The sequence below is a fragment of the Tsukamurella sp. II2bb genome, assembly GCF_057815145.1.
Window position 1 is genome coordinate 1014699 of the sequence record NZ_JBYPZI010000001.1, and the last position, 14113, is coordinate 1028811.

The 14113-nt window shown below is 68.2% G+C and carries 19 protein-coding genes; 17 read left to right on the top strand and 2 right to left on the bottom strand.

All coding sequences use genetic code 11. The features are described from left to right. Position 1 precedes the first annotated feature (1 nt). The 7 genes from rplX (at position 2) to AC21LY_RS05340 (ending at position 5893) form a co-directional block, all read left to right on the top strand. On the top strand, positions 2-307 hold the full coding sequence (rplX, locus tag AC21LY_RS05310; protein ID WP_489045265.1) for a 50S ribosomal protein L24: 306 nt from the start codon (positions 2-4) through the stop codon (positions 305-307). Between the two features lies 1 nt (position 308). Beyond that, a complete protein-coding gene (gene rplE / locus AC21LY_RS05315) occupies positions 309-872 on the top strand; it encodes a 50S ribosomal protein L5 (RefSeq protein WP_489045266.1) in 564 nt (187 codons plus the stop codon). 3 nt (positions 873-875) lie between these two features. Continuing rightward, complete coding sequence (locus AC21LY_RS05320) at positions 876-1061, top strand: type Z 30S ribosomal protein S14 (protein WP_068522657.1); 186 nt, start codon at positions 876-878, stop codon at positions 1059-1061. A 206-nt stretch (positions 1062-1267) separates the two neighbouring features. Then, entirely contained in the window at positions 1268-2353 is a 1086-nt protein-coding gene (locus AC21LY_RS05325) for a PDDEXK nuclease domain-containing protein (protein ID WP_489045267.1), read from the top strand. 125 nt (positions 2354-2478) lie between these two features. Next, positions 2479-3819, top strand: a complete 1341-nt coding sequence (locus tag AC21LY_RS05330; RefSeq protein WP_489045268.1) for a phosphatase PAP2 family protein — start codon at positions 2479-2481, stop codon at positions 3817-3819. A gap of 30 nt (positions 3820-3849) precedes the next feature. Then, complete coding sequence (locus AC21LY_RS05335; RefSeq protein ID WP_489045269.1) at positions 3850-4578, top strand: hypothetical protein; 729 nt, start codon at positions 3850-3852, stop codon at positions 4576-4578. 160 nt (positions 4579-4738) lie between these two features. Then, positions 4739-5893 carry a cellulase family glycosylhydrolase gene (locus AC21LY_RS05340; protein ID WP_489045434.1) on the top strand — a complete coding sequence of 385 codons (1155 nt, stop codon included), beginning with the start codon at positions 4739-4741 and terminating at the stop codon, positions 5891-5893. Positions 5894-5909: 16 nt separating this feature from the next. On the opposite strand, the gene AC21LY_RS05345 is transcribed toward AC21LY_RS05340, so the two are convergent. Next, positions 5910-7142 carry a hypothetical protein gene (locus AC21LY_RS05345; protein WP_489045270.1) on the bottom strand — a complete coding sequence of 411 codons (1233 nt, stop codon included), beginning with the start codon at positions 7140-7142 and terminating at the stop codon, positions 5910-5912. A 106-nt stretch (positions 7143-7248) separates the two neighbouring features. On the opposite strand from AC21LY_RS05345, the gene AC21LY_RS05350 reads away from it, so the two are divergent. Next, a complete protein-coding gene (locus tag AC21LY_RS05350; protein ID WP_489045271.1) occupies positions 7249-7764 on the top strand; it encodes an OsmC family protein in 516 nt (171 codons plus the stop codon). On the opposite strand, the gene AC21LY_RS05355 is transcribed toward AC21LY_RS05350, so the two are convergent. Next, on the bottom strand, positions 7739-8125 hold the full coding sequence (locus tag AC21LY_RS05355) for a DoxX family protein (protein ID WP_489045272.1): 387 nt from the start codon (positions 8123-8125) through the stop codon (positions 7739-7741). The genes AC21LY_RS05350 and AC21LY_RS05355 overlap by 26 nt on opposite strands. 361 nt (positions 8126-8486) lie before the next feature. Here AC21LY_RS05355 and rpsH point away from each other — a divergent pair, with 361 nt between their 5' ends. The 9 genes from rpsH to map all read left to right on the top strand — a co-directional run bounded on the left by rpsH (position 8487) and on the right by map (position 14101). After that, complete coding sequence (rpsH, locus tag AC21LY_RS05360) at positions 8487-8885, top strand: 30S ribosomal protein S8 (protein WP_068533016.1); 399 nt, start codon at positions 8487-8489, stop codon at positions 8883-8885. 12 nt (positions 8886-8897) lie between these two features. Then, a complete protein-coding gene (gene rplF / locus AC21LY_RS05365; RefSeq protein WP_489045273.1) occupies positions 8898-9437 on the top strand; it encodes a 50S ribosomal protein L6 in 540 nt (179 codons plus the stop codon). 3 nt (positions 9438-9440) lie between these two features. Beyond that, entirely contained in the window at positions 9441-9845 is a 405-nt protein-coding gene (rplR, locus tag AC21LY_RS05370; RefSeq protein ID WP_489045274.1) for a 50S ribosomal protein L18, read from the top strand. A gap of 43 nt (positions 9846-9888) precedes the next feature. Beyond that, positions 9889-10533, top strand: a complete 645-nt coding sequence (gene rpsE, locus AC21LY_RS05375; RefSeq protein WP_126196461.1) for a 30S ribosomal protein S5 — start codon at positions 9889-9891, stop codon at positions 10531-10533. A 3-nt stretch (positions 10534-10536) separates the two neighbouring features. Then, positions 10537-10716: a 50S ribosomal protein L30 gene (rpmD, locus tag AC21LY_RS05380; RefSeq protein ID WP_126196462.1), complete on the top strand. Its 180-nt coding sequence runs from the start codon at positions 10537-10539 to the stop codon at positions 10714-10716. Positions 10717-10719: 3 nt separating this feature from the next. Then, positions 10720-11178 (top strand): 50S ribosomal protein L15, encoded by a 459-nt coding sequence (rplO, locus tag AC21LY_RS05385; RefSeq protein WP_146435019.1) that lies wholly within the window; start codon positions 10720-10722, stop codon positions 11176-11178. Positions 11179-11448: 270 nt separating this feature from the next. Continuing rightward, entirely contained in the window at positions 11449-12762 is a 1314-nt protein-coding gene (gene secY, locus AC21LY_RS05390) for a preprotein translocase subunit SecY (RefSeq protein WP_489045275.1), read from the top strand. Beyond that, positions 12759-13304: an adenylate kinase gene (locus AC21LY_RS05395; RefSeq protein ID WP_489045276.1), complete on the top strand. Its 546-nt coding sequence runs from the start codon at positions 12759-12761 to the stop codon at positions 13302-13304. The genes secY and AC21LY_RS05395 overlap by 4 nt, the downstream gene beginning before the upstream one ends. After that, the gene (gene map, locus AC21LY_RS05400) at positions 13301-14101 is read left to right on the top strand and encodes a type I methionyl aminopeptidase (protein ID WP_489045277.1); all 801 of its coding nucleotides are present in this window, start codon (positions 13301-13303) and stop codon (positions 14099-14101) included. Before AC21LY_RS05395 ends, map begins: the two co-directional genes overlap by 4 nt. The last annotated feature ends 12 nt before the right edge of the window (positions 14102-14113 follow it).

The window sequence follows — 14113 nt, forward strand, 5'->3', positions numbered from 1 at the left end:
CATGAAGGTGCACAAGGGCGACACCGTCATCGTGATCTCCGGCCCCGACAAGGGTGCCAAGGGCAAGGTCGTCGAGGCCTTCCCGAAGGTTGAGAAGGTCCTCGTCGAGGGCGTCAACCGGATCAAGAAGCACACCAGCACGTCCGCCACCGCGCAGGGCGGGATCGAGGTCCGCGAGGCCCCGATCCACGTCTCCAACGTGATGGTCGTCGACTCGGACGGCAACCCCACCCGCGTGGGCTACCGGACCGACGAGGAGACCGGCAAGCGCGTGCGGATCTCCCGCAAGAACGGGAAGGACATCTGAGATGACCACCTCTGAGAAGATCCAGCCGCGCCTGAAGGCGCGCTACCGCGCCGAGATCAAGGACGCGCTGAACACCGAGTTCAAGTACGACAACGTGATGCAGATCCCGGGTGTCGTCAAGGTGGTCGTCAACATGGGCGTCGGCGACGCCGCCCGCGACGCCAAGCTCATCAACGGCGCCGTCAAGGACCTTGAGCTGATCACCGGCCAGAAGCCGGAGATCCGCAAGGCCCGCAAGTCGATCGCGCAGTTCAAGCTGCGTGAGGGCATGCCCATCGGCGCGCGCGTCACCCTGCGTGGCGACCGCATGTGGGAGTTCCTCGATCGCCTCACCTCGATCGCGCTGCCCCGTATCCGCGACTTCCGTGGCCTCAACGGCAACCAGTTCGACGGCAACGGCAACTACACGTTCGGCCTGAACGAGCAGTCGATGTTCCACGAGATCGACGTGGACTCGATCGACCGCCCGCGCGGTATGGACATCACCGTCGTCACCACTGCCACCAACAATGAGGAAGGCCGCGCACTGCTCAAGCACCTCGGCTTCCCCTTCAAGGAGAACTGAGCCATGGCAAAGAAGGCGCTGGTCAACAAGGCCAACAAGAAGCCGAAGTTCGCCGTCCGCGCGTACACCCGCTGCAACAAGTGCGGTCGCCCGCACTCGGTGTTCCGCAAGTTCGGCCTCTGCCGTGTGTGCCTGCGCGAGATGGCGCACGCCGGCGAGCTCCCCGGTGTGCACAAGAGCAGCTGGTGAGTGAATCCCGGGCCTGACCCGGGAACAGGTACTCGCGCGAAGGGCGCGCACCCCGGAACTGGGGTGCGCGCCCTTCGTCGTCGGCTCGCGTTCCCGGAACGAACCGGAATGTTCGTGCTGAATCCGAGGTAGGTTGGCCGCGGGGCCTTCTGCTCGCGGATTCAGCGGGGAAGTGATCGAGGCTATGCCTGGGGCGGTGATGAACGATGTCCACTGACGATTCGGCACAGTCGGGTGCCCGTGGCGAGTTGGTGCCCAACTGGTACCCGGACCTGCTGGAAGCCATCACCGATCGGGTGCGGACGGGGCGGCAACGTGCGGTAGCTGCCGCTAACCAGCAGCTCGTGAGAACCTATTGGGCGGTCGGCAAGGAGATCTTGGCACGTCAGTCCGACGAGGGCTGGGGTGCTCGGGTTATTGATCGGCTCTCCGTCGACCTGCGAAAACGTCTCCCGGACGCGAAGGGCTTCTCGGCACGCAACCTCAAGTACATGCGAGCGTTCGCCGCTGCATGGCCGGACGAGGCAATTGTGCAACGCAGCGTTGCACAATTGCCGTGGCGTCACAACGTCGCCCTGCTGGACAAGTTGGCCAGCGCCGATGAGCGGCTCTGGTACTGCCGGGCCGCGGTCGAGAACGGCTGGAGCCGCGACGTCCTCGTTCACCACATCGAGAACCGATTCCACGACCGTTCTGGCAAGGCGATCACCAACTTCGAACGCGTCCTACCGCCCCCCGACTCCGACCTGGCTCAGCAGGCGACCCGGGACCCGTACCTGTTCGACTTCATCGGCACCGCCGACGTCCGGCGCGAACGGGACCTCCAGCGCGCCCTGGTCGATCACGTCGAGAAGTTCCTCCTCGAACTCGGTCAAGGATTCGCGTTCGTCGGCCAACAGGTTCACCTGAGCGTCGGTGGCGACGACTTCTACCCTGACCTGCTGTTTTACCACCTTAACCTGAGGTGCTTCGTCGTCGTCGAACTGAAGGTCGGCGAGTTCGACGCCAGCCACGTCGGACAGGTCGGCATGTACATGGCTGCGGTTGACGACCTACTCCGACACGAAGGCGACATGCCGACGATCGGGCTACTGCTGTGCAAGACCAAGAACAACGTGGTGGCTGAGTACGCGCTCCGCGGTTACTCGGCACCCATCGGAGTCGCGGAATGGACCACCGCGATCACCGCGCATCTGCCAGACGACCTCGGTTCCAGCCTGCCCACGATCGAGGAGCTCGAGGCAGAACTGACTGAAGCAGCGAACCCGACGGGTGAGCTGGGAACGCCGTAAAGTGGTTGCCCCGGTCCCGCCGGGGGTGAGGGAGGGCACCGTCGGGCCCGTGCCCAGGCGATTCGCGTCACGAAACGTGGATCGGATTCCCGGAGTTACGCGGGTGTTCACTATGCTGTCATCTCATGTTGGTGCGTGCAGACTTCGCGCTCCCGCGGGGTCCGCGCGGCGAGCGACCCCGACACGGCTTCCGGCACAGCCCCCTGGCGTGGGCGGTGCTCGCGGTCGTGCTCTTCGTGGCCGTGATCCAGGCCGTCGCCATGGCCTACGGCCTACCCGGTCCGGTGCAGGGCCTGGCGAAGGACTTCGTCGGTCGCCCGGTCACCGGTGAGGTCAAAGTCGCGTCGCTCGCGCTGGCGCTGATGTGCATGCCCGCTCGGCTGCGCCTGCCCTTCGCGGGCGTCGTCGCCGGAGTGGAGGTGCTGTTCAACGCCCAGCGGCTCCTGGCGGGGGTGCCGCTGCATTTCGGCAACGGCGTGATGTGGGGCCTCGTCGCTCTCGCCGCCTACGCCGGCCTGCGGCTGACCGGCCGGGAACGGGCGGCCGCGCTCAAGGCCTTCGGCGTCGCCGCCGTGCTCATCGTGGCCAACGCCGTCTCCTCGGTGTGGCTGGGACTGACCATGCAGGCGCTGCCCTACGTCGCCGATCACTTCGTCGAGGTCGCCGACCGCGCGCTCGGCAGCCCGTCGTGGGTGATGGGCCGGTTCGTGGGCGAGCACGGGTGGTATCTGTGGGTGATCACCAAGGTCTACACGTACCTGCCCGTCGGGGCAGCGGTGGTCGCGTACTTCCAACTGCGGCGCAGCTCGACCGAGGGCTTCCCGCGGCACCACATCGTGCGGTCCTTCATCGTGATCGGCGCGATCGGCCCCATCATCTACTTCCTGTTCCCGGTCGTCGGGCCGGACTACGCCTTCGGGGACCAGCTGCCGGGCGCGGGCTGGATGAACATCTGGCCGCACGCCGTGCCCACCTCGCTCGAGCCCTTCTCGGCGTACTACGACCAGCTCGCGCCCCGTAACTGCATGCCCAGCCTGCACACCGCGTGGGCCACCGCGATCCTGGTGCACGCGCTGCGCGGACCACGGCTGCTCAAGCTGTTCGGCATCGCGTGGTGGGTGTGCACCCTCTCGGCGACCCTGGGGCTCGGCGCCCACTACGGCGTCGACCTCGTGGCCGGCCTCGTCTTCGTCCTCACCCTCGAGACGGCCATGGTCCGCCCCGAGGACGGCTGGCACCGGGCGCGGATCGTCACCGTCGTGGGCGGCGCCCTCGCCTTCGCCGCGATCCTGCTGTCCATCCGCTACCTCAGCGTGCACATGGCGCTCAACGCCGGGATCTCGGCCACGCTGCTCCTCGGGGCAGTCGGGGCCATGGCCCTCGCCTACGCGCGGATCGCCCGGCCCCCGTCGCCCGACGGTGCCCTCCTCGCACGTCCGGCGGGGGAGCGGGCGCTCGCCGCCTGACGGCTAGGCTGTCGGACGTGGGTGATTCCGATGCGTAACGCGGCCGTCGCAGGTCTGCTCGGCGCTGCGGCGGTGGGTGTGATCGGCACCCGGTTCGTCGGCCCCGTCGGGCTGCTGTTCCTCGCCGGGGTTCTGGTCATCGGCATGGTCGTGCTCATCGGCGGAGGTGGCGGTGGCGCGGCGAAGCTCCGCGCACCCGATCCGGTGCGGTTCGTCGCCCCGAAACCCGCCCCCGAGCGGCCGCGCCCCCAGCCGGCGCCGGCACCGTCGGACCGGGCGCTGTGGGACCGCGCGAACGGCCGGCACGACGAGGTGCTCACCGAGTACGCGGCCTACGAACTCGACCCGGAGATGCTGCTGCGCTTCCCCGCGATGTGGGACTTCAGCTCACCGAAGGTGATCGCCTTCCACGACGCGCTCGAGCATGCGGGCGCCCTGCGCACCGAGCAGTACCCGGGTGCGGAGTCCGCCAAGGACTACGTCCAGGCCGTCACCGACCTGCGGACCAGCTGGTACGCCGCCGACCGGTACGCACGCAGCACCGGCTCCGCCGGCCTCGCCGCTGAGGACGTGCGCGACCTGGATCGCGGCCTCAAGCTGTACCGGCACGCCGCGTCGAGCGTCGCCGCCGAGCGGGCGACGTACCTCAACCAGGTGGTCAGCACCGTCGACCGGTTGGTCGACCGCGGGGTCCTGCCCGAGGCGCCGCGGTTCCGCGCCGAACTCGAGGCCGAGGCCCGCAAGGCGATCGAGGGCTGAGGCCCGTTCCGAAACCGGGCGATGTCCGCGCTCCGATGCGGATGCTTCGCCGGGTGCTCGACATCGGCCGGTTTCGCGACGCGCGAATACGGGGCACATTCGTGGCACCGTGACCGATGTTGCATATGGTGTCAGTGTGACTGTTGTGACTCGACGGGCGATGCTGGGCGCCGCCGCGACCGTACCGCTGGCGCTGGCGGCTGCGCGCGCCGCCGCCGATCCGGGCTCCGGAACCGGGGCGGGCGGCACCGTCGGGCCGACGACGCCGGGTGCGGCACCCACCGCGCCCGCGACGCGATGGACCACCGAGCGCGCCCGGCAGTGGCGCGCCCAGAACCCCTGGATGCTCGGCGCCAACTACATCAATGCCAACGCCGGGAACCAGTTCGAGATGTTCCAGGCGCAGACCTTCGACCCGGCCCGGATGAACCTCGAGCTGAGCTGGGCGCGCGGGCTGGGCATGAGCACCATGCGCGTCTTCCTGCAGGACCAACTGTGGACCGCGGACCCGACCGGCTTCGTCCAGCGGCTCGACACCTTCCTCACGGTCGCGCAGAACAACGGCATCAGGATCATGTTCGTGCTCTTCGACTCGTGCTGGGACCCGAACCCCAAGCTCGGTGCGCAGCGCGAGCCCACGCCCGGCGTGCACAACTCGTCGTGGGTGCAGAGTCCCGGCGCCGCGGGGCTCACCGCGCCCGACACGGCCGCCCTGCAGGCCTACGCGACCGGCGTGGTCAAGGCCTTCGCGAACGATGCACGCGTTCTCGCCTGGGACGTGTGGAACGAGCCGGAGAACCTCGCCGACTCGTACCCCCTGAGCCCGTCGGACAAGGTCGCCCGCGTGGCACAGCTGCTGCCGCAGGCCTTCGCCTGGGCGCGCGCCGGAAACCCGACGCAGCCGCTGACCTCCGGCGTCTGGGCCGACACCCGCCCGGAGATCCGGACCATCCAGCTCGCCCAGTCCGACGTGATCAGTTTCCACAGCTACGACCCGCCGGCGAAGTTCCGCGCCATGGCCGCCGACCTCGCCTCTCAGGGCCGGCCGCTGCTGCTCACCGAGTACATGGCGCGACCGCAGGGCAGCACCATCGAGACGATCCTGCCGATCTGCAAGGAGCTCGGCATCGACGCCTACCAGTGGGGCTTCGTCGCCGGCCGTAGCCAGACCTACTACCCGTGGGACTCGTGGAAGCAGCCGTACACCGGAGCCCGGCAGCCGAACCAGTGGTTCCACGATCTGCTCTGGCCCGACGGTCGTCCCTATCGGGACGCGGAGGTCGCGACGATCCGCCGGCTCACCGCCAAGGCCTAGCCCGCGGCCCCGCCGGTCAGCGGCGCTCCGTGCGCAGGTAGGCCCCCGCCAAGGAGTAGTAGGCCTTCGCGGACGGTCCGAGAGTCATCAGCAGGATCGGCGGGGCGTCGCGCTGCCGGAGCGCTTCGATGCTGGTGTCGCGTTCCACCTGGAAGCTGATCGCATGCGCGTCGACGGGGATCACCGACGCGCGCTGCTGCAGGTCCGCCCGCGCGCGTTCGATCACGGCCGCGGTGAGCTGGGTGAAGGCGAATCCGTTGCGGCTCGAGCCCGTGGACGGACGCAGATTGACGACCGGGAAACGGCCGGCGGCCGCCTCGATCGAGCCGGTGCGGCCGTCGCCCTGCACGCTCAGGGTGAGTTCGCCGCGGTCGTGGATGCTCAGTGCCGTCGCGTTCGGCGCGAACGAGCGGTACTGGAGGCCGGTGAGCGAGGGATGGGCGGGGTCGATGCCGCTCTCCCGCAGGAGCCGATCGCCCACGGCGGTCACGCCGTCGACGGTGGCCAGGGCGAGTGTGTCGGGGAGGTTCCCCGCGGCATCGGTGTACAGGTACTCGCCGGACATGCTGAACTCGACGACCAGCTTGCGATCCTGGTAGCGGCGCTTGATGTCGATGCCGTCGCTCGCGTGCTTGTTCGTCCGGTCGATGCCCAGCTGGTCCGCGGCCTTCGTCACCGCGGCGGAGGCGGCGGTGAGGTCCAGGCCCGCGACGTCGGCGCGCTTGAAGGTGGCGTCGGCGCGGTCGTTCACCGGCTGGCGACTCGGGGTGTACCACTCGTCGCTGCGCGATGAATAGTTCCCGCCCACCCGTTGGCCCGTGTTGAGGTCTAGGACGTACACCTGCGTCGAGTTCTCGTCGATGTCGATATCGAGGATCGAGTTCGAGCCGCCGGGGATCAGGCGATCGGCCTGGTCGAGCGCCCGCCGCAGTTCGGCGGACGGGTCGCGCACCGGGCTCGCGGATCCGGGTTTGACCCCGCCGGCCTGGTGCGACTGCGCCGATCCGCGGTTCTCGGTGAGCATGATCGCCGCGGGCAGCCCGGCGGAGACGATCATGACGCCCGTCACGAAGGCGGCCACCATCGGCGTTCCGGGCGGAGCCGACCGGAGCCGCCACGCGAGGACGGCCGCCACCACGACGGTCGCACCCGCCCACACGAGGGAGGCGGCACCGTCGGAGGCGACGGCCCCGACCAGGCCCGCCGTCGTGAGCACGGAGAGCAGGGCGACCGTCAGGAAGGTGGACACGGCGATCAGCGTATCCGCAGGGAATCACGCTGAACACAACCGATGTGCCGGTGTCGATTCGGACATATGTTTCGCGAAAGAAGCACACGTCCCGCAGGAGAGAAACATGACCGCATCCGCCATCGGCTCCCTCGCCGCCATCATCGACGCGACCGACCAGGCCGTCACCCGCAACGTCGCGAACGCCCATGTGGTCTTCACGGCGACCGCCGAGCCTCAGGGGTCGGTCGGCAGCGTCGTCACCGCACGTCAGCACACCCTCGCGGTCGACGAGCCGCCCACGCTGGGCGGCGCGGACACCGCGATCAACCCGGTCGAGACTTATCTCGGCGCGCTGCTCTCCTGCCAGGTGGTGACCTACCGGTTCTACGCGGACCGCCTGGGCATCGTGATCGACGAGCTGCGGCTGCGCGCCGAGGGGGACCTCGACGTGCGCGGCTTCTTCGGTCTCGACGAGGCCGTGCGGCCGGGCTTCTCGGCCGTGCGCGTCACCGTCGACATCACCGGGCCCGAGACCGAGGAGCGCTATCGCGAGCTGACGGACACCGTCGACGCCCACTGCCCGGTCCTGGACCTCACGCAGAACCCGACGCCGGTCACGACGACGCTGCGGGTGAACTGACGCGCGGTCCCGTGGCTGCGAGCGTGGCGTAGAAGGCCAGCAGCGACGACGCGGCCGCGAAGTTCAGCCGCAGGTCACGGGTGCGGATGTGCGCGCCGACCGCGAAGCAGAAGTAGATCGTGAGCATGACCGCCGTGAACCGCGCGAGGCCGGGGCACCGCGGCGCCGAGGCCAGGCCCACCGCCGATGCTCCCTTGATCACCGGGAAGATCCACCAGTAGGCGCGGGGGAACTCCACGTCCTCCAGGCAGTGCCGGATGTAGGGGATGGGCTGGACGCAGGCGGCGGCGTCGGTGGCCTGCCCGGCCGCTGCCGCCTGGTAGAGCCTCGGATCGCGGACGATGTCGGTGACGGTGCTCATGGTCCGACGGTAAGCCGCCCGCACGACCGGGACAAGGCATCGTCGGCGATTTCCGCCCTGGGTAGGAGTCGACTGCTACTCGACTCCGAGTCGACTGCGATTCGAGTCCCGAGTCGAGTCCCGATTCGACTCTGACCGGCGCTTTCTCTACACTAGTGAGGTTGCCTGTCGTGCTTCGAGCATGGCCGGCGCACTTCCCCGAACCGGTTCGCCGGTCCGGAATCCCTGCAGTGCAACGGTATTGCAGGACGGTTTGCTTCGTAGTAGGCCCACCGTCGGACGTTCCAGGCCCTGATTCGTCAGGGCACCAGAGTGCCGTCGATGCATGGGAACCGCTGCGAGAAAGGTAGACGAATCTGTCATGACCATGACTGATCCGATCGCAGACTTCTTGACCCGTCTGCGCAACGCCAACTCGGCGTACCACGACGAGGTGACGCTCCCGCACTCGAAGATCAAGGCGAACATCGCCGAGATCCTCAAGCGTGAGGGCTACATCACCGACTTCCGTACCGAGGACGCCGAGGTGGGCAAGAACCTCGTCGTCTCGCTGAAGTACGGCCCCAGCCGTGAGCGTTCGATCGCCGGCCTGCGCCGCGTGTCGAAGCCCGGTCTGCGCGTGTACGCGAAGTCCACCAACCTGCCGAAGGTCCTCGGTGGCCTGGGCGTGGCGATCATCTCCACGTCCTCGGGCCTCCTCACGGATCGCCAGGCAGCCAAGCAGGGCGTGGGCGGCGAAGTCCTCGCTTACGTCTGGTAAGGGGACAGGAATATGTCGCGAATTGGTAAGCACCCCGTGGTCGTTCCCGCGGGCGTCGACGTGCAGATCGCCGGCCAGGACATCACCGTCAAGGGCCCGAAGGGCCAGCTGGCGCTGACCGTCTCCGAGCCGATCTCGGTGTCGAAGAACGATGAGGGCGCCATCGTGGTCGCCCGCCCCGACGACGAGCGGCGCAGCAAGGCGCTGCACGGTCTGTCGCGGACCCTGGTCGCCAACATGGTGACGGGTGTGACCGAGGGTTACACCAAGAAGATGGAGATCTACGGCGTCGGTTACCGCGTGGCGCTCAAGGGCAAGGACCTCGAGTTCGCCCTCGGCTTCAGCCACCCGGTCCCGATCGAGGCGCCGGAGGGCATCACCTTCGCGGTGGAGAGCCCCACCAAGTTCTCCGTGTCCGGCATCGACAAGCAGCAGGTCGGCCAGGTCTCGGCGGTCATCCGCAAGCTCCGCCGTCCCGATCCCTACAAGGGCAAGGGCGTGCGGTACGAGGGTGAGCAGATCCGTCGCAAGGTCGGAAAGACGGGTAAGTAACTCATGGCAACTCAGACTGAGAACAACAAGCGCATCCCGGCGGGCAAGGACGTCTCGACTCGTCGCCGCACGTCGAAGGCGCGTCGTCACTTCCGCCTGCGCAAGAAGATCGAGGGCACCGCGGCCCGTCCGCGGCTCGTCGTCAAGCGCTCCAGCCGGCACATCCACGTCCAGCTCGTCGACGACCTCAAGGGCCACACGCTGGCCTCGGCGTCGACGCTCGAGGTCGACGTGAAGGCCGCAGGCGGGGACAAGTCGGCTCAGGCGAAGAAGGTCGGCGAGCTCATCGCCGCCCGCGCCAAGGCCGCCGGTGTTGAGGCCGTCGTCTTCGACCGTGGTGGCAACAAGTACCACGGCCGGATCGCCGCACTCGCGGACGCCGCTCGCGAAGGCGGGTTGACGTTCTGATGACCTACACCACCATGTTTTCCATCGAAGGAGAGGCAGCCTGATGCCCGGACGTCAGCGTCGTGACGGCGGCAACAACGGCCCCGCCGGAAGCAACGAGAACTCGAACGACCGCCGCGGCGGTCGTGGTGGCCGCGACCGCGATCAGCGCGGTGGCCGCAACGAGGCCGAGAAGAGCAACTACATCGAGAAGGTTGTCACCATCAACCGTGTCTCGAAGGTCGTGAAGGGTGGTCGTCGCTTCAGCTTCACCGCCCTCGTGATCGTCGGCGACGGCCAGGGCATGGTCGGCGTCGGTTACGGCAAGGCCAAGGAAGTTCCTGCGGCCATCCAGAAGGGTGTCGAGGAGGCCCGGAAGAACTTCTTCCGCGTCCCGATGATCGGCAACACCATCGTGCACCCGGTCCAGGGTGAGGCCGCGGCCGGCGTCGTGCTGCTGCGTCCCGCCAGCCCGGGTACCGGTGTCATCGCCGGTGGCGCCGTGCGTCCCGTGCTCGAGGCGGCCGGCGTCCACGACGTCATCGCCAAGAGCCTCGGCTCGGACAACGCCATCAACGTGGTGCACGCGACCGTGGCCGCTCTCAAGGAGCTGCAGCGTCCGGAGGAGGTCGCGGCTCGTCGCGGCCTGCCCATCGAGGACGTGGCCCCGGCCGGCATGCTCCGCGCCCGTGCAGGTCAGGGAGCGTAAGTCATGGCAGAGCTGAAGATCACCCAGGTGCGCGGCACCATCGGGACCAAGAAGAACCAGCGCGACAGCCTGCGCACCCTCGGCCTGAAGGGCATTCGCAAGAGTGTCGTTCGCGAGGACACCGCGCAGAACCGCGGCCTGATCCAGGTCGTGTCGCATCTCGTGGAAGTGGAGGAGGTGTAACCAATGGCCATCAAGCTGCACGATCTCCGTCCCGCCAAGGGCGCGAAGACCGCGAAGACCCGCGTGGGTCGCGGTGAGGGCTCGAAGGGTAAGACCGCGGGCCGTGGTACCAAGGGCACCAAGGCGCGCAAGAACGTCCCCGTGGCGTTCGAGGGCGGCCAGATGCCGCTGCACATGCGGCTGCCGAAGCTCAAGGGCTTCAAGAACCGCAACCGCGTCGAGTACCAGGTGGTGAACGTGGGCGACATCGCCCGCCTGTTCCCGCAGGGCGGCACCATCGGCATCGACGAGCTCGTCGCCGCCGGTGCGGTTCGCAAGAACCGTGTCGTCAAGGTGCTGGGCGACGGCGAGATCAGCGTCAAGGTGGACGTGACGGCGACCAAGGTCACCGGCGCCGCCAAGGCGAAGATCGAGGCCGCGGGCGGCTCGGCCACCGAGCTGAAGCCGTCGGCCGAGGCCTAGTCCTCGCGCTGCGCGAATCGTGGACGCCGCGGTAGGCGCCGGTCACCGGTGCCTACCGCGGCTCTCGTTTCGCGGGTCCGACGGTGCGCCGTCGGGCGCGGGCGGGCCCCTGTTGGGGCGCACCGCCATGAGCAGCCCCTTTGAGTGCGGCTGTTAGAGTTCATACGTTTGCAGGATTACCCATGAGGACATCGCACTTCGCCGCGGGTGCAGTGCGTGTCCACGAGCGTGGGGCGGCCCGTCCGGGCCGCCCGGCTGCCAGGAGGATGTGTGCTTTCGGCCCTAGTCCCGATCTTCCGGACCCCGGATCTGCGGCGGAAGATCCTGATCGTCCTGGGCATCCTCGTGCTCTACCGGCTCGGCGCCACACTGCCGTCGCCCGGTGTGAACTTCGGGACCATCACCGCCTGCGTCGACAAGGCCACCAGTGGCGACAGCGGCCAGGTCTACTCGCTGATCAACATGTTCTCCGGCGGCGCACTGCTGCAGCTGTCGGTGTTCGCGATCGGCATCATGCCGTACATCACCGCGTCGATCATCATCCAGCTCCTGATGGTGGTCATCCCGCGCTTCGAGACCCTTCGCAAGGAGGGCCAGGCCGGGCAGGCGAAGATCACGCAGTACACCCGCTACCTGACGGTGGCGCTGGCGCTGCTGCAGGCCACCGCGATCGTCGCGATGGCCTCGCGCGGCAACCTGCTGCCCGACTGCCCCGGCATCATCGCGGACAACGATCTGTTCACGCTGATCGTCATCGTCGTCACCATGACCGCCGGCGCCATCCTCGTGATGTGGTTCGGTGAGCTGATCACCGAGCGCGGCATCGGCAACGGCATGTCGCTGCTGATCTTCGCCGGCATCGCCTCGCGCCTGCCCGCAGACGGCCAGAAGATCCTGCAGAGCCAGGGCGGCCTCGCCTTCGGCCTCGTCTGCTTCGCCGTGCTCGTGATCCTCGTCGCCGTGGTCTTCGTCGAGCAGGGTCAGCGCCGCATCCCGGTCCAGTACGCCAAGCGCATGGTCGGTCGCAAGATGTACGGCGGCTCGTCGACCTACCTGCCGCTCAAGGTGAACACCGCGGGCGTCATCCCCGTGATCTTCGCGTCCTCGCTGCTGTACCTGCCGCAGCTGGTGATCCAGCTCGTCGCGAGTGATTCGACCGCCGGCTGGGTGCAGTGGATCCAGTCGAACCTGGTGAATCCCGGCAGCACCTGGCACATCGTCATCTACTTCGCGCTGATCATCTTCTTCACGTACTTCTACGTCGCGATCACCTTCAACCCGGAGGAGCGCGCGGACGAGATGAAGAAGTTCGGCGGCTTCATCCCCGGCATCCGCCCGGGCAAGCCGACTGCCGACTACCTGAACTACGTGCTGCAGCGGATCACGCTGCCCGGTTCGCTCTACCTCGGCATCATCGCCATCCTCCCGAACCTCTTCATCGAACTGACCGGTAGCGGCTCGAACATGAGTAACCTGCCGTTCGGCGGCACGATGGTCCTGATCATCGTGGTGGTGGCGCTCGACACCACGAAGCAGATCGAGAGCCAGCTGATGCAACGCAACTACGAAGGATTCCTCAAGTGAGACTCGTTATTCTCGGCCCTCCCGGCGCGGGCAAGGGCACGCAGGCCGAACGACTGTCGGAGCGCTACGGCATTCCGCACATCTCGACCGGCGACCTGTTCCGCGCGAACATCAGCGAGGGAACGGCGCTGGGCGTCGAGGCCAAGAAGTACATGGACGCGGGCGAGCTCGTCCCGTCCTCGGTCACCGTCGACATGGTGCGCTCGCGCCTGGCGGAGCCGGACGCGAAGAACGGCTTCATCCTCGACGGCTTCCCCCGGTCCACGGACCAGGCGGATTCGCTGGCCGAGATCCTCACCGAGCGCGGTGAGAAGCTCGACGCCGTGGTCTCCTTCGAGGTCCCCGAGGACACCGTCGTCGAGCGCATGCTCGCGCGCGGTCGCGCGGACGACACCGAGGAGGTCATCCGCAACCGCATGCAGGTGTACACCAACCAGACGGCGCCGCTGCTGGACTACTACGGCGACTTCGTCACGCACATCGACGCCGTCGGCACCGTCGACGAGGTCCTCGGCCGCGTGACCGCGCAGCTCGACAAGTGAGCCGGTTCCGCCGCACGAAGAAGACCGTGCCCTTCCGCTCCGCGGGAGAGCTCGACGCGATGGCCGCCGCGGGCGCCGTCGTGGGCCGCGCGCTCGTCGCGGTCCGCGACGCCGCCCGCGTCGGCGTTTCCACCCTCGAACTCGACGAGGTCGCCGAGACCGTGATCCGCGAGGCCGGCGCGGTGCCGTCCTTCAAGGGCTACCACGGCTTCCCCGGCTCGATCTGCTCCTCGGTCAACGAGGTCGTGGTGCACGGCATCCCGGACCGGTCGACGGTGCTCGCCGCCGGCGATCTGGTCTCCATCGACTGCGGTGCCGTCCTCGACGGCTGGCACGGCGACTCCGCGTGGACCTTCGGCGTGGGTGTGCTGTCCCAGGAGGACCAGGACCTGTCCGAGGCCACGCGCCTCGCGATGGAGGCCGGGATCGCCGCGATGCTCGACGGGAACCGCCTCACCGATGTCTCGCACGCCATCGAGACCGCGACCTACGCGCAGTCGGCGCGCCTGGGTCGCGAGTTCGCGATCGTCGACGGCTACGGCGGCCACGGCATCGGCCGCGAGATGCACATGGAGCCCTTCCTCGCCAACGAGGGCGACCCGGGCAAGGGCCCGCGACTCGTCGTCGGCTCCACCCTGGCGATCGAGCCGATGCTCGCGCTCGGCACCCCCGACACCTCGGTCCTCGCGGACGACTGGACCGTCGTCACGGACGACGGTGCCCGCGCCGCGCACTGGGAGCACACCGTCGCCGTCACGGCCGACGGCCCGCGCATCCTCACCCTCCGCCCGGAATAGAACTTGACCCTC

What these genes read in the sequence shown, in the direction of transcription:
- rplX (WP_489045265.1), top strand. Translation starts at nt 2, where the DNA reads ATGAAGGTGCACAAGGGCGACACCGTCATCGTGATCTCCGGCCCCGAC.
- rplE (WP_489045266.1), top strand. Translation starts at nt 309, where the DNA reads ATGACCACCTCTGAGAAGATCCAGCCGCGCCTGAAGGCGCGCTACCGC.
- AC21LY_RS05320 (WP_068522657.1), top strand. Translation starts at nt 876, where the DNA reads ATGGCAAAGAAGGCGCTGGTCAACAAGGCCAACAAGAAGCCGAAGTTC.
- AC21LY_RS05325 (WP_489045267.1), top strand. Translation starts at nt 1,268, where the DNA reads ATGTCCACTGACGATTCGGCACAGTCGGGTGCCCGTGGCGAGTTGGTG.
- AC21LY_RS05330 (WP_489045268.1), top strand. Translation starts at nt 2,479, where the DNA reads ATGTTGGTGCGTGCAGACTTCGCGCTCCCGCGGGGTCCGCGCGGCGAG.
- AC21LY_RS05335 (WP_489045269.1), top strand. Translation starts at nt 3,850, where the DNA reads ATGCGTAACGCGGCCGTCGCAGGTCTGCTCGGCGCTGCGGCGGTGGGT.
- AC21LY_RS05340 (WP_489045434.1), top strand. Translation starts at nt 4,739, where the DNA reads ATGCTGGGCGCCGCCGCGACCGTACCGCTGGCGCTGGCGGCTGCGCGC.
- AC21LY_RS05350 (WP_489045271.1), top strand. Translation starts at nt 7,249, where the DNA reads ATGACCGCATCCGCCATCGGCTCCCTCGCCGCCATCATCGACGCGACC.
- AC21LY_RS05355 (WP_489045272.1), bottom strand. Translation starts at nt 8,125, where the DNA reads ATGAGCACCGTCACCGACATCGTCCGCGATCCGAGGCTCTACCAGGCG.
- rpsH (WP_068533016.1), top strand. Translation starts at nt 8,487, where the DNA reads ATGACCATGACTGATCCGATCGCAGACTTCTTGACCCGTCTGCGCAAC.
- rplF (WP_489045273.1), top strand. Translation starts at nt 8,898, where the DNA reads ATGTCGCGAATTGGTAAGCACCCCGTGGTCGTTCCCGCGGGCGTCGAC.
- rplR (WP_489045274.1), top strand. Translation starts at nt 9,441, where the DNA reads ATGGCAACTCAGACTGAGAACAACAAGCGCATCCCGGCGGGCAAGGAC.
- rpsE (WP_126196461.1), top strand. Translation starts at nt 9,889, where the DNA reads ATGCCCGGACGTCAGCGTCGTGACGGCGGCAACAACGGCCCCGCCGGA.
- rpmD (WP_126196462.1), top strand. Translation starts at nt 10,537, where the DNA reads ATGGCAGAGCTGAAGATCACCCAGGTGCGCGGCACCATCGGGACCAAG.
- rplO (WP_146435019.1), top strand. Translation starts at nt 10,720, where the DNA reads ATGGCCATCAAGCTGCACGATCTCCGTCCCGCCAAGGGCGCGAAGACC.